Raw genomic sequence first — 13,948 nt, 5'->3', positions numbered from 1 at the left:
CGCGTTTCCGAGGTGCGCAGCCCGCCGCGCCCTGGCCGCCGGCCGGCAACGCGGCCTGAGCGGCCCTCAGAGCGCGCGAATGGCCTAGACCTGTCGCCGAGGCTGCGAGCCGGCGCACCAGGCCGTCTGCGAGCCCTCAGAGCCCGCGGACCCGCTCCGCCGGCCGGGTGAGCCGCCCACGGGAGCAAACCCCGAGCCGGCCGCGGCGCCGTCTTCCGGGTTACGGCGAGTTGACCCACTCGTCCGTGCCGTCGGTGAAGTGCTGGTGCTTCCAGACCGGCAGCCGCGCCTTGACCTCGTCCACCAGGTCCGAGCACGCCGAGAACGCCTGGCCGCGGTGCTCCGCCGCCACCGCGCACGCCAGCGCCACGTCGCCGATCGCCAGGTGACCGACGCGGTGGCTCACCGCCACCGCCCGGACGCCGGTCCAGCGGGCCGACAAGTCGGCCACGACCTCGGCGATCACGTCACCCGCGCTCGGGTGGCCCTCGTACGTCAAGTCGCGCACGCCCTTGCCGCCGTCGTGGTCGCGGACCACGCCCGCGAACGTCACCACCGCGCCCGCCGCGTCGTCCTCGACCAGCCGCGCGTGCTCCTCGACCGACAACGTCTCCTCGGTGACGAGAGCCCGTGCCACCCGCACCGGCACCGGCACCACCACCGGCCGCGGGTGGTCGCCCCCGGCCAGCTGGTCGACCGCGTGGTCCAGGATGCCGTCCAGCACACCCAGGCCATCCTTCACACCGCCGCTGGAGCCCGGGAGGTTCACGACCAGGGTCCGCCCCGCCACGCCCGCGACGCCGCGCGAAAGCACCGCCGTCGGGACCTTGGGCAGCCCCGCCGCGCGGATCGCGTCCGCGACGCCCGGCAGCTCGTGGTCCAGGAGCGCGCGCGTGACGTCCGGGGTGCGGTCGGTCGGCGAGATGCCGGTGCCGCCGGTCGTGAGCACGACGGCGACGGCGTCGGCCAGCGCGGCCCGCAGCGCGACGCCCACCGGGTCGCCGTCCTCGACGACGACCGGCGCCGGCACGTCGTACCCGCGCCCGGCCAGCCAGGCGACGATCACCGGGCCCGTCTTGTCCTCGTAGACGCCCTTCGCGGCGCGGTTGGACGCCACGATCACACGTGCGGTGCGCTTCACGGCCGCTCCCAGGTCCCGGTCTTGCCGCCGTCCTTGCGGAGCAGGCGGACGTCGTCCAGCGTCGCCGCCGGGTCGACGGCCTTGATCATGTCGTGCAGCGTCAGCCCGGCCACCGCGACCGCGGTCAGCGCTTCCATCTCGACGCCGGTGACGTCGGTGGTCTTCGCCGTCGCGCGGATGCCGACCTCGGCCTCGCCGAGAGTGAACTCGACCTTGACCCCGGACAGCGCGATCTGGTGGCACAGCGGGATCAGCTCGGGGACGCGCTTGGCGCCCATGATCCCGGCGATGCGCGCGGTGGCGAGGGCGTCGCCCTTGGGGAGGCCGTCGGTGGCCAGCAGCCGGAGCACCTCGGCGGTGGTCCGCACGGTCCCGGCGGCGAGCGCGGTGCGCGCGGTGGCGGTCTTGCCGGAGACGTCGACCATCCGGGCGGCGCCGGTCTCGTCGACGTGGCTGAGTTCACTCACATGCCGAGGCTACTTCCGAGCACGCGCAGCGCGTCGGTGGGCACGGGCCGGGCGGGCTCCGCCGCGCACGCGAGATCCCGCGCCGGGCGGGCGCCGGTGGCCAAGAACGCCGTCGCCGCATCGTTCGCACACGTGTTGGCGTTGAAGTAGACGCCGTGGCCGCCCTGGTCCGCCGTGACCACCCGGGCCCGGTCCCCGAAGGCCCGGCGTAGCCGGAGCGCGCCCGCCAGCGGTGTCGCGGGGTCGCGGAGGTTCTGCAGCATCAGCACGTCCGACGGGCCGCGGTCGCCGATCCGCACCGGCGGCTCCACCGGGTTCGACGGCCAGAACGCGCACGGCCAGACGTTGGCCGCGGCCGGGCCGAACATCGGGTGGCGGAACCGGTCGACCGCCACGTTCTTCTGGTACACCCACACCGATTCCGGCCAGTCCGAGTCGCCGCACACGACGTACAGCTGGCTCGAAAGCAGGTTCTCGATGCCGGGGATCTGGCCACCGGGCAGCGGCGGGATCGGCTGCCCGGTGTCGAGCGCGTGCCACGCCGTGGCGAGGTACGGCAGCGTGCGGTCGTTGTAGAACATGCCGAACGTGATCTGCCGGAACAGCTTGCCGTCGACGCCTTGGGAGTTCGGGGCGGCGTCCAGCCGCGCCGCCAGGGCGAAGTACTTCGCCCGCACCTGCGCCGGGGTCGTGCCCAGCGCGAATTCGGGGTGCGCCACGGCGAACTCCGCGAAGTCCGGGAACCGGTCCTCGAACCCCTGGGCGAACATCCGCGACCCGGTGACGTCCAGGCCACCAGGGCCGAGGTTGCTGTCGAGCAGGATCCGGTCGCTGTGCTGCGGGAACAGCGTCGTGTACACCGCGCCGAGGTAGGTGCCGTACGAGATGCCGAAGTACGACAGCTTCGGCTCGCCCAGCGCGGCGCGGATCCGGTCCATGTCGCGGGCGGTGTTCGCGGTCGTGACGTACGGCAGCATCGACGCCGTCGGCGAAGCACCGCACTGCCGCGCGATGCCCTTCGCGTACTCGGCGCGCGCGGCGACGTCGGCCGGGTTCAGCGCGTACGGCGGCACGTTGCTCACCTGCTGCGCCGGCGCGAGGTCGCACGTCACCGGCGTGCTGTGGCCGACGCCGCGCGGGTCGAACCCGATGATGTCGTAGGCGTCCAGGACGCTCTGCGACTCTCCGGCGAGCTTCAAGATCCCCGGCAGGTTCAGGCCCGGGCCACCGGGGCCGCCCGGGTTGGTCAGCAGGATCCCGCGCCGCGCGGCCGGGTTCGTGCTCTTCAGCCGCGAGATCGCGACCCGGATCCGCGTGCCGTCCGGTTTCCGGTAGTCCAGCGGGACGTCGAGCGTCGAGCACTCCAGGCCCGGCGCGGTGACGTCCGCCGGGCACGCGCCCCAGGTCAGCGCGGCCGGCGCCGCCTGGGCCACGCCCGGCACCACCGATGCCACCACGACGGCCACCGCCGCGACCAGTGAAATCCTCCGCATTTCGGCTTCCCCCCAACCGTGTCGGGAGTCAGCCTAGGACGCCGGAGGACTCCGGTCGTCCGCCGAAAGCGCGACTCAGCCCTGTTCGGCGCGCACGGCCTTCCGCACGGCTTCGGCGACCGCGGGCGCCACGGCGCTGTCGAACACGCTCGGCACGATGAACGACGCGTTGAGCTTGCCGTTGTCGACGACGTCGGCGATCGCGTCGGCCGCCGCGAGCAGCATCGAGTCGTCGATGTTGTTCGCGTGCGCGTCCAGCAGGCCGCGGAAGACGCCCGGGAAGGCCAGGACGTTGTTGATCTGGTTCGGGAAGTCGCTGCGGCCGGTCGCGACGACGGCGGCGTGCTTCTGCGCCTCGAGCGGGTCGATCTCCGGGTCCGGGTTGGCCAGCGCAAATACCACAGCGGCATCGTTCATCGTGGCGACCTGCTCGGCGCCGAAGAGGTTGGGCGCCGAGACGCCGATGAAGACGTCCGCACCGGCCAGAGCCTCGTGCAGGGTGCCGCCGACCTGCTGCTTGTTCGTGTGCGACGCGATCCAGGCGAGGTTGTCGTCGAGGTTGCCGCGCGCGGAGTGGACGACGCCGTCGATGTCCGCGGCGACGATGTCGCCCGGGTTCTTGTGCAGCAGCAGGCGGATGATCGCCGAGCCGGCCGCGCCGACGCCGCTGACCACGATCTTGCAGTCCTCGATGTTCTTCCCGACCACGCGCAGGGCGTTGCGCAGCGCGGCGACGACGACGATCGCGGTGCCGTGCTGGTCGTCGTGGAACACCGGGATGTCCAGCTGCTCGCGCAGGCGCTTCTCGATCTCGAAGCAGCGCGGCGCGGCGATGTCTTCGAGGTTGATGCCCGCGTACACCGGGGCCAGCGCCTTGGCGATCAGGATGATCTCTTCGGTGTCCTGGGTGTCCAGGCAGACCGGCCACGCGTCGACGTCGGCGAACTTCTTGAACAGCGCCGCCTTGCCCTCCATCACCGGCAGCGCGGCGGCCGGGCCGATGTTGCCGAGGCCGAGCACCGCCGAACCGTCGGTGAGCACGGCGACGGTGTTGCGCTTGATGGTCAGCCGGCGCGCGTCCTCGGGGTTGTTCGCGATGGCCTGGCAGACGCGGGCGACACCGGGCGTGTAGGCGCGGGAGAGGTCGTCACGGTTGCGGAGCGCGACCTTGGGGGTGACCTCGATCTTGCCGCCGAGGTGGATCAGGAACGTCCGGTCGGAGACCTTGCGGACCTTGACGCCGGGCAGCGAGTCCAGCGTCTGGGTGATGTCGTTCGCGTGGTTCTCCGACAGCGCGTTGACGCTGATGTCGACCACGATCGAGTCGGAGTGGGACTCGACGACGTCGAACGCGGTCAGGACCCCGCCGACGCGCCCGACGGCGGTGGTGAGGTCACCGGCCGCGCTGGACGAGGCCGGGGCCTCGACCCGGACGGTGATCGAGTATCCGGGACCGGGAACCGGCATGGCGCTTACCCCCGCATGGGAAAGGTCGGGCAGGACGGGAGCGAACCTACTCCCGTGACCGCCCTCACGAGGGCCCGATACCGGTACTGACCAGTAACTATGGGGTCAGCGGTTGATCTCGGTCTCCGGGTGCACGTAGGGCACCGTGTCGAGCGGGAAGGTGAGGTCCCCGAACGGCGACAGCGCGCCCTGGCGGTCGGACGCGAGCTCGGTCACGGGGTGCTCGCCGTCATCGCCCGGCCAGGTCGGGTCGACACCCTTGTGCTTCTTCTCACCCTTGGCCACAACGTCCTCCACAGCCTTGCTCCGTCGTACGGGAACAGTCTGCCTGAGCCCGGGCGGCTCGGCGCAACCGCCCGGTATCCTGGCCTTCTATGCCCGCGACCTCCTTGGCGGACTGGCTGCGCGCGGAGTCCGACGCCGCACTCGAAGAGCTGCTCCGCACGCGGCGGGACCTCTCGACGCCGCCGCCCTCCGACAGCACGGTGCTGGCCACCCGGGCCGGCACCCCCGGCTCGGTCGCGCGCGCCTGCGAAGACCTGGACACCGTCACCATCGCCGTGCTCGAAGCGTGCCTGCTGGCCGGCGCGGACCGCGACCCGGTGCCGGTCGCCGAGGTCACCGGCCTCGTCGGCACCGACATCAGCGTGCCGCTGGCCCGGCTGCGCGCGCGGGCGCTGGCGTGGGGCCCGGACGACGCGCTGCGCGTGCCGCCCGCGGTCCGCGAGGCGCTCGGGCCGTTCCCGGCCGGGCTCGGCGCGTCGTCGCCGTCGCTGGCCGGCGAAGACCTCACCGCGCGGCTCGCTGAGCTGCCCGACGACGAGCGTGGCGTCCTTAACGCCCTCGCGGCCGGGCCGCCGATCGGCCGCACCCGCGACGCCGGGCTCGACCTGACGCTCGATAAGGCCACGACGCCGGTGCAGAAGCTGCTGGCGCGCGGGCTGCTGCTGCGGCGCGACGACCAGACCGTCGAGCTGCCGCGCGAGCTCGGGGTCGCGGTGCGCGGGGGCGTCTTCGCGCCGGGCGCGCTCACCGAGCCCGAGCTGCCCGTCCACCCGCACCAGACGTCCACTTTGGACAAAGCGGCGGCCGGTGAGGCGATGGAGTTCCTGCGCCACACCGAATCCCTGCTGCGGTCGTGGTCCGCGTCCCCGCCGCCGGTGCTCAAGTCGGGCGGCCTCGGCGTGCGCGAGCTGAAGAAGCTCGCCAAGGACCTCGAGATCGACGAGACGCAGGCGGTGCTGCTCGCCGAGCTGGCCGTCGGCGCCGGGCTCGTCGCGGACAGCGAGGCGACCGCGCCCGAGTGGGTGCCGACGACGCTGACCGATTCGTGGCTCGCCTCGCCGACCGCCCAGCGCTGGATGACGCTCGCCCAGGCGTGGCTCGAGCTGCCGCGGCTGCCCGGGATGGCCGGCGGGCGCGACGCCAAGGACAAGCCGATCGCGCCGCTGTCGGAGGACCTGCGCCGCCCGCTGGCCCCGGTCACCCGGCGGCGGGTGCTGTCCGCGCTGGCCGACCTGCCCGAGGGCGCCGGCGTGAAGAGCGTCGACGAGCTCGTCGCGGTGCTGGCCTGGCGGGCCCCGCGGCGCGGCGGGCGGCTGCGGGACGAGACCGTCCGCTGGACGATGGCCGAGGCGTCCGCGCTGGGGCTGGTCGGGCTCGGCGGCGTCACGACGGCGACGCGCGCGCTGCTGGCCGACGACCGGCCGCGCGCCGTCGAAGCGATCCTGGACGCGCTGCCGGCGCCGGTGGACCACGTGCTGCTGCAGGCCGACCTGACGGTCGTCGCGCCGGGCCCGCTCGAGCCGGAGCTGGCGACCGAGATGGCCGCGGTGGCCGACGTCGAATCGGCCGGGCACGCGACGGTCTACCGGATCACCGAGGCGTCCGTGCGGCGGGCGCTGGACACCGGGCGCACGGCCGACGAACTGCACGCCCTGTTCAAGAAGAAGTCCGCGACGCCGGTCCCGCAGTCGCTGAGCTACCTGGTCGACGACGTCGCCCGGCGGCACGGCCGGCTGCGCGGCGGCGCGGCGGCGTCGTTCCTGCGGTGCGACGACGAGGCGCTGCTGGCGGAGGTGCTGGCCAACCCGGTCGCGGCGGAGCACGACCTGCGGCTGATCGCGCCGACGGTCGTGGTCAGCCCGGACCCGCTGCACGAGGTGCTGGCCGGGCTGCGCGCGGCCGGGTTCGCCCCCGCGGCCGAGGGCCCGGACGGCCGGGTCGTCGACATCCGCCCGGGCGGGCGCCGGCTGCCGGCGAAGGCACGCGGGCCCCGGCGCAGCCCGGGTGAGCAGGCGGTGCTGACGCCGGACCAGGCGTCCCGGATCGTCTCCAACCTGCGCGCGGGCGACGCGGCATCGGCCCGGCGCCGGGGATCCGCGGTGCGGGCGCCGGTGGGCGGCGGCGCGGACACGTCGGCGACGCTGGAGCTGCTGTCGCGGGCCACGCTGGAGCGGCGCGAGGTCTGGATCGGGTTCGTCGACTCACGCGGGACGGCCAGCCAGCGGGTGGTCCGGCCGATCCGGGTCGGCGGCGGCGTCCTCGAAGGCGACAACAACGAGCGCTACTCCCTGCACCGCATCACCTCGGCGGCGCTGGTCGAAGACTAGAGCGCCCGCAGGCCGGCCAGGACGCGCTCCATGAACTCGCGGGACGAGCGGTCCCCGAGGATCAGCTCCGTCTGGTGGATCAGCACCAGCCCGATGTCGGACATGTCGCCCACCAGCACCTTCACCACGCCCAGCGGCAGCCGCAGGTGGGCCGCGATCTCGGCCACCGAGCGCGTGTCCAGGCACAGGTCGCAGATGCGGCGGTGCTCGACCGAACGCACGCCGCGGTACCGGCGACCGTCGTCGGACGTCGAGACCAGGGCCTCGAGGGCCAGGTTGTGGTCGGACCTCGTGCGGCCGCCCGTCCGCGTGTACGGGCGGACCCGCGAACCCGCCGGGGCGACGGGCGCCGCGACGCGGGCCGGTTCCTCCCACGGCTCCGGCTGCGGGATCCAGCGGGTCTCCGGGTCCGGCGGGGGTGTCCAGCCGGTGCGCGGGTCGATCGGCGGGGCCCACGACGGCGGGGGCGCCGCCGGCGTTCTGGACACCGGGGGTCTCGGCGCCGGTGGCCGGGGCGGCGGCGGGCCGGGCGGGGCCGGTGGCCGCGGCGGGGCCGGCGGCCGGGCGCCGCGCGGGGGCGTCCACGCCGGCTCGAGCGGCGGGGGCTCCGGCTCGTAGCGCTCGTCGTCCTGCCACTCCGGCTCGGCGGGGTCGTAGCCGTCGTAGTCCTCGTCGGACGACGCCGGGGAGCCCCACTCGCGGGTGTCCTCGTCGGTGTAACCCTGCGCGTCCGGCTGCGGCCGCGCCGGCTTGCGCTTGGGCATGATCATCGACAGCGTCGACATGTCGAACTTGCTGGGCGAATCGAAACCCTCGCGCTCGGTGCCGCGGTGCAGCGCGTCCCAGCCGCTGGAGTCCGGATCGTCGAATCCCGAAATCCTCATCTTGTCCTACCCACGCACGCCGCCCTGCAGCTGCGCGCGCAGCTCGGGGGTGATCTGCTGGCCCACGCGCTCGACGAGCAGCGTCATCTCGTAGGCGACCGTGCCGATGTCGCACGTCGGCGCGGCCAGCACCGCCAGCGACGAGCCGTCCGACACCGACATCAGGAACAGGTAGCCGCGTTCCATCTCCACCACGGTCTGGTTGACGCCGCCCGCCTCGAAGCAGCGCGCGGCGCCGTGCGTCAGGCTGATCAGCCCGGACGCCACCGCGGACAGCTGCTCGGCGCGCTCCTGCGGCAGCCCTTCCGACGGCGCCAGCAGCAGGCCGTCCGCGGACACCAGAACGGCGTGCGCGGCGCCGGGTACCCGGCGCACGAAGTCCGTGATGAGCCAGCCGAACGAACCCTGGCCGGAAGCCGTCACTACTGCCCCTCCTTGCTCCTGCGGCGCCGCGCGCCGCACTCCGGAGTGGCCGGCACGGCCCACGCTCAAGCGTATTCGCCCCGCCGGAAGTGTCGAGTCGACCACCGGCCGGCCGCTGCGCACCCTACGTGTGCGCCCGGCCGCGCTCCGCGCCGGCCCGACCGGGTCGGCGCGGGCGGAGCTCACCCCGCGGCCCGCGACGGTGGAGCGTCCGCGCAGGTCAGACTGGTCGACGCCGGACCGGGGACTCGCCGGGAACCCCGGCACACCCCCGACGCGGCGACCACTTCGTCCTCCGGACGGCGGCAACGCTCCCCGAAGTGGGTGAAGCCCGTGGAGTTCACTCCAACGGCCGCATCCGGTTCGGGGCGTCATACCCTCAGCCCGCGCGCAGCGCCGTATCGTGCGCGATCGCGTGCTGGACGACGGAGATCAGCACCTGCTTGGCGGAGTCGCGCTCACGCGCGTCGCACGCCATGATCGGGACCGACGGCGCGATGGTGAGCGCGTGCCGGACGTCCTCGATCTGGTGGTGCAGGAGCCGGTCGAAGCAGTTGATCGCCACGACGTAGGGCAGCTTCCGGTTCTCGAAGAAGTCGATCGAGGGGAACGCGTCGGCGAGCCGCCGCGTGTCCACCAGCACGACCGCCCCGATGGCACCGACCGCGAGGTCGTCCCACATGAACCAGAACCGGTGCTGACCCGGCGTGCCGAAGACGTAGAGCACGAGGTCCGAGTCCAGCGAGATGCGCCCGAAGTCCATCGCCACGGTAGTGGTGGTCTTGTTGGGCGTGGCCGAGGTGTCGTCGTGTCCGACGCTCGCCTCGGTCATCATGGCCTCGGTGGTCAGCGGGTCGATCTCGGAGATCGCCCCGACCAACGTTGTCTTCCCCGAACCGAACCCGCCGGCGACCACGATCTTGGCCGACGAGGTCGGACCCGTCACCTGCGGCGCGTTCGCGTCGGAGTCAAATTCTCCGAAGCCCACTGAGCACCCTTTCCATGAACTCGATACTCGGGCGGTCGCCCACCGTCTGGTTGCTGGAGTGCACCAGCACCAGCCCGAGGCCCGCCACGTCACCAATCAACACCCGCACCACGCCGAGCGGCAGGCGCAGCAGCGCCGCCACTTCGGCCACCGACCGGGTGTCGAGGCACAGGTCGCAGATCGACCGGTGCTCGGGCACCCGGACCCGGTCGAGCATCCGGCCCTGTTCGCTGGTCGAGATCAGCGCCTCGATCGCCAGGTCGAGCGTCGCCTTCGTCCGGCCGCGGGTCCGGAAGTACGGCCGGACCAGGCCGGACGTCTCCATCTCCGTCGGCGGCGGCGCGTCGACGTACTCCTGATGGGCCTGCTGCGGCAGCGCCGCCGCGAGCTCACCCGAGTCCGGGCCCGACGAAAAGTCGCGCTCGGTGCTGTACGCGGCGAAGTCCCGTGCGTCGTACAGCGGCCCGCTCGAGCCGCCGAACAGCTCCGCGCCCGGCCCGCCCAGCAGCCGGTCGCGGTACTCACCGCTGCCGGCCTGGATCGGCCGGATCGGCTCCTGACCGGCATTGCTGTCGGTCAGCCAGTTCGGCGGTTCCCGCACGGGGTCGCTGTCGGACGCCTGCACCCGGCGCGACCGCCACTCGCGGTCGACCCGGTCCCGGAACGACTGCCAGTCTTCCCGGCCGTCGTCCGAGTGCTCGGACCACCCACCGGAGAAGTCGTCACCGAGCCGGCCATCGCCCCTCAAGCGCCCGTCGTCCACGGCTCTCTCCTCGGTTCCCGGGTCCTCAGCGGCGGATCGCCGCACCCTGCAGTTGCGCCCGCATCTCCGGAGTCAGCTGCTGGCCGACCCGCTCCACCAGCAGGGTCATCTCGTAGACGACCAAGCCGATGTCACTCTCCGGCGAACCGAGGACCGCCAGGCACGAACCGTCGGAAACCGACATGAGGAAGAGGAAGCCGTTCGCCATTTCGACGACCGTCTGCGCGACCGTTCCGCCTTCGAACACCTTGGCCGCACCGCGCGCGAGGCTCGTGAGCCCCGACGCCACCGCGGCCAGCTGGTCGGCCCGGTCCTTCGGCAGACCACGCGAGGCCGCGAGGAGCAGGCCGTCGGCCGACACCACGACCGCGTGGGCCGCGCCGGGCACCCGGTGCACGAAATCCGTGATCAGCCAAGCGAAGCTGCCGGCATTGTTCGCCTTGGCATGCGCCTGGCCGTTCGGCTGCGCGGAGCCACCCGGCTGCATTGCACCCGCCCGTGTCACTTTCACTCCTCACTGCTGTCTGTGGTGTTGCCACGCCCCGGAACCCTGCTGGTTTCCAGCTGTTCTTCGCCCGGGAGTTCCTTCAACGCGTGCCGTCCCGAGGTGTAGCCCCGCTGAAAGCTTGCCATCCGGTTCCGCGCCGCGGACGCCGAGCGGGTGATCGCACCCGTTCCGGGCATGCCCGCCGTGTTGTCCGCGAAGCTGTTCTGCGCCGGCGCTTCGGCCGAAGGGCTGTTGATCGAACCCGGGACCAGGTACTGGTTCGGGACGCGCTTGGGCAGCCCGGCCGGGGTGATCTCCTCGTTCTTGGACTCCAGCAGCGACTGCGCCGCCTGCCAGCCGTCGTCGGAGGCGCTGTGCCAGCCGTCGTCGGCGGGGAGGAGCGGGTGCCGGGTCGCGGCGGTCGGCTGCAGCTCGTCGACGGGCTCCTGGCGCCGGGCGACCGGTTCGGCCACCGGCTCGGGGGAGCCGGTGAGGGGCGGCAGGTTCGGGTCTTCACCCTCGCTCTGCGGCTGCACCGGGTCGGCAGTCGAGTCGTCGCCCTCACTGAACCAGCGTGACAGCACCGACTGGTAGATGGGCAGCCGCCGGGTGGGTACATCGTCCTCGAGGGCCGACGACCCGACCTCCGCCGCGGGCGGCGGGGGTGGTGGCGGCTCCTCCGGGGGGACGTACTTCGGCTCGCGCTTCGGCAGGACCAGCGGCGCGAACTGCGTGTCACCGGCCCGCGAGCTGGCGCCGTCGCCGTTCGGCTGCGGGGTCAGCGGCGCGAGGTCCTCGGCGGTCGGCCAGGCCGGCACGTCGGGCTTCGGCAGCTCGGGCGACAGGAACGGGCCCGCCGCGCGGCCGCCGCTGACCAGGTCGTCCAGGCTGATCGGCTGGTCGAGGGGCACCAGCCCGCCCTGGTTCGCCACCGGCTCGTGAGCCGGCGGAGGCGGTGGGGGCGGCGGTGCCGAAGGCGGCACCGGCGTGTGCGTCAGCGTCTGGTCGAAGTCCGAACGCGCGGCCGGGATCGGGATGCTCGGCATCGACATCGACGTCTCGGACCGGTTCGCCGGCAGCGGCGTCTGCCGCTGCATGCCCGGGCGCAGCGGCGTGAGCAGCTCGGCCGGGACGACGACGCGGGCGATCACGCCACCCTCGATGTCCTCGTTCTCGCGCAGCCGGACCTCGATGCCGTGGCGCTTGGCCAGGCGCGAGACCACGTACAGGCCCATCCGCCGGGTCACCGACACGTCCAGGTCCGGCGGCTCGGCCAGCCGGGCGTTGACCTCGGCCAGCCGGTCCTCAGTCATGCCGACACCGTGGTCGGTGACCTGGATGGCGAGCGCCTTCCGGCGGGTCACCACGGCTCGGACGATGACCTTCGTCTCCGGCTCGGAGAAGTAGGTCGCGTTGTCGAGCAGCTCCGCGAGGACGTGCACGAGGTCGTGGATCGCGAGGCCCTGGACCGCGACGTCGGGCACGATGCCGACCTCGATCCGGGCGTACTGCTCGATCTCCGACACCGCGGCGCCGATGACGTCGGCGGCGGGCACCGGCTTGGGCACGGACTTGGCCAGGCCGGCGCCGGAGAGCACCAGCAGGGACTCACCGTTGCGCCGCAGCCGCGTGGCCAGGTGGTCGAGCTCGAACAGGCTGGCCAAGTGGTCCGGGTCCTGCTCGTCGGCCTCGAGGCGGTCGATGACGCCGAGCTGGCGTTCCACCAGCCGCTGCGACCGCCGGGAGAGGTTCACGAAGATGCCGTTGACGTTCTCGCGCAGGAGGGCCTGCTCGGCGGCCATCTTGACGGCTTGTTCGTGGACGATGTCGAACGACCGCGCGACCTCGCCGATCTCGTCGCGGGAGGTGACGGGCACCGGCTGGACGGCCTTCTTCGAGGCGCCGACCGGGTCCGGGTCGTCGAGGATCGCCTGCACGGTCTCGGGCAGCCGGGTGTAGGCGACGTCCAGCGCGCTCTTCCGCAGCACCCGCAGCGGGCGCAGCATCAGGCGGGCGACGACGAGCATCAGCGCGATCGCGGCCGCCAGCGCGGCGAGCACCACGGCACCGCCGACCCAGGCCGAGTTGACCGCCGCCGTGGCGAGGTCGTCGGCACGGGTCTTGAGCTGGGCCAGCAGGTTCGACTCGACCGCGTGCAGCTTGTCCGCCGACACGGTGCTGTCCTTGCCGAGCGCGGTGGTGTCGATGCTCGGCGCGTCACCCTGCTGGGCGAAGGCGAAGGCCGCGGTCTGGATCCGGCGGCGGTCGTCGACCTCCGGGCCGGAGTAGGTGTCGTTGTAGAGCTGGCGCTGGTCGTCGTCGGCGTTCGCGAGGAACGACTGGACGGAGGCATCGGCACTGGACGCCGACGCGCGCGTCTGGTCCAGGAGGTCGCCCGGGAAGTTGCCGCGGAACGCGGCGATCTGCAGCTCGGCGTCGGCGCGGGTGGTGAACTCCTTGGCCTCGCTGATCGCCTGCGTGCTCGTGCCCAGCCGCAGCACGTCCCGGTCGGTGACCGCGGTGGTCACCTCGCGGCCGAGCTCGATGAGCGAGTCGAGGATGCCCGAGTAGGCGGTCATCACCGTGATGTCGGGCAGGCCGCTCGAGGTGTTGAACGCCGCCCGCAGCGGGCGCAGGGCGTCGAGGCGCTGGAGACCGCGGGTGTAGCGGTCCTTGGTCGCCTGGTCGTCGTAGTTGAGGGTCGCCGCCGCGGAACGCAGGTTCGTCACCTCGCGGTCGACCTTGGCGATCTGCGCGTCCAGCCCGGTCTGCAGCAGCTGGTTGTTGGACGAGATCCGCGCGACGGCCAGCGAGCGTTCGTTCTGCAGCTCGTGCACCACCGTGGTGACCTTGACGGCGAACGCGACCTGGTCGGCCGTCCGCTGGAACTCCGCCGCCTGCTGGGCGTCGTCCACCACGCGCAACGTGCCCAGCGTGAGCGCGGTCAGCGTCGGGATCAGGAGGATCGCGGCCAGCTTCGAGCGCAGCCGCCAATCGCGCATGCCGGAGAACAGCCCGGCCTTCCGGCCCGGAGCATCTCCGGGCGACTGCGCAGGGGTCCCTCCTACCCCCGCGGCGTCTTCGTTCGGCACCGCCGCACCACCATCATCGTTCGTGCTCGTGAAACCCTGCTCGGTCCAGCGCCCGCCAGGGCGCATCGCGTTCTCCTCAGCCACTCGTCAGCACGCTCCCGGCGTTCCGGCTCGGCGGCCGATCGGCAGGA

At 73.0% G+C, this 13,948-nt stretch carries 12 protein-coding genes; 1 reads left to right on the top strand and 11 read right to left on the bottom strand.

Annotated features, from left to right (window positions below; translation table 11 throughout):
* Positions 1–220 precede the first annotated feature (220 nt).
* From ACZ7OH_RS32725 to ACZ7OH_RS32705, 5 genes are all read right to left on the bottom strand, one after another.
* Entirely contained in the window at positions 221–1,141 is a 921-nt protein-coding gene (locus ACZ7OH_RS32725) for a molybdenum cofactor biosynthesis protein MoaE (RefSeq protein WP_470284361.1), read from the bottom strand.
* Positions 1,138–1,608: a cyclic pyranopterin monophosphate synthase MoaC gene (gene moaC, locus ACZ7OH_RS32720; RefSeq protein WP_285476874.1), complete on the bottom strand. Its 471-nt coding sequence runs from the start codon at positions 1,606–1,608 to the stop codon at positions 1,138–1,140. Before moaC ends, ACZ7OH_RS32725 begins: the two co-directional genes overlap by 4 nt.
* Positions 1,605–3,101: an alpha/beta hydrolase gene (locus tag ACZ7OH_RS32715; protein WP_470284360.1), complete on the bottom strand. Its 1,497-nt coding sequence runs from the start codon at positions 3,099–3,101 to the stop codon at positions 1,605–1,607. Before ACZ7OH_RS32715 ends, moaC begins: the two co-directional genes overlap by 4 nt.
* Positions 3,102–3,176: 75 nt before the next feature.
* Positions 3,177–4,568 (bottom strand): NAD-dependent malic enzyme, encoded by a 1,392-nt coding sequence (locus tag ACZ7OH_RS32710; RefSeq protein WP_470284359.1) that lies wholly within the window; start codon positions 4,566–4,568, stop codon positions 3,177–3,179.
* A gap of 105 nt (positions 4,569–4,673) precedes the next feature.
* Positions 4,674–4,853, bottom strand: coding sequence for a hypothetical protein (locus ACZ7OH_RS32705; RefSeq protein WP_470284571.1), 180 nt, complete (start codon positions 4,851–4,853; stop codon positions 4,674–4,676).
* An 89-nt stretch (positions 4,854–4,942) separates the two neighbouring features.
* Between ACZ7OH_RS32705 and ACZ7OH_RS32700 the strand changes: the two genes are divergently transcribed.
* On the top strand, positions 4,943–7,180 hold the full coding sequence (locus ACZ7OH_RS32700) for a helicase-associated domain-containing protein (RefSeq protein WP_470284358.1): 2,238 nt from the start codon (positions 4,943–4,945) through the stop codon (positions 7,178–7,180).
* On the opposite strand, the gene ACZ7OH_RS32695 is transcribed toward ACZ7OH_RS32700, so the two are convergent.
* From ACZ7OH_RS32695 to ACZ7OH_RS32670, 6 genes are all read right to left on the bottom strand, one after another.
* Positions 7,177–8,064: a DUF742 domain-containing protein gene (locus ACZ7OH_RS32695; RefSeq protein WP_470284357.1), complete on the bottom strand. Its 888-nt coding sequence runs from the start codon at positions 8,062–8,064 to the stop codon at positions 7,177–7,179. The two genes, ACZ7OH_RS32700 and ACZ7OH_RS32695, sit on opposite strands and share 4 nt — an antisense overlap.
* 6 nt (positions 8,065–8,070) lie before the next feature.
* A complete protein-coding gene (locus ACZ7OH_RS32690; RefSeq protein ID WP_329054659.1) occupies positions 8,071–8,487 on the bottom strand; it encodes a roadblock/LC7 domain-containing protein in 417 nt (138 codons plus the stop codon).
* A gap of 379 nt (positions 8,488–8,866) precedes the next feature.
* On the bottom strand, positions 8,867–9,475 hold the full coding sequence (locus ACZ7OH_RS32685; RefSeq protein ID WP_086676271.1) for a GTP-binding protein: 609 nt from the start codon (positions 9,473–9,475) through the stop codon (positions 8,867–8,869).
* Positions 9,456–10,238, bottom strand: a complete 783-nt coding sequence (locus tag ACZ7OH_RS32680; RefSeq protein WP_400895753.1) for a DUF742 domain-containing protein — start codon at positions 10,236–10,238, stop codon at positions 9,456–9,458. The genes ACZ7OH_RS32685 and ACZ7OH_RS32680 overlap by 20 nt, the downstream gene beginning before the upstream one ends.
* A gap of 25 nt (positions 10,239–10,263) precedes the next feature.
* Positions 10,264–10,725 (bottom strand): roadblock/LC7 domain-containing protein, encoded by a 462-nt coding sequence (locus ACZ7OH_RS32675; RefSeq protein WP_086676266.1) that lies wholly within the window; start codon positions 10,723–10,725, stop codon positions 10,264–10,266.
* A 20-nt stretch (positions 10,726–10,745) separates the two neighbouring features.
* The gene (locus ACZ7OH_RS32670) at positions 10,746–13,883 is read right to left on the bottom strand and encodes a sensor histidine kinase (protein ID WP_470284356.1); all 3,138 of its coding nucleotides are present in this window, start codon (positions 13,881–13,883) and stop codon (positions 10,746–10,748) included.
* Positions 13,884–13,948: the final 65 nt, after the last annotated feature.

The organism is Amycolatopsis sp. NPDC114478 (assembly GCF_055633805.1).
The sequence above is the reverse complement of the archived record's forward strand: the minus strand, read 5'-3'. Positions and strand labels throughout refer to the sequence as shown.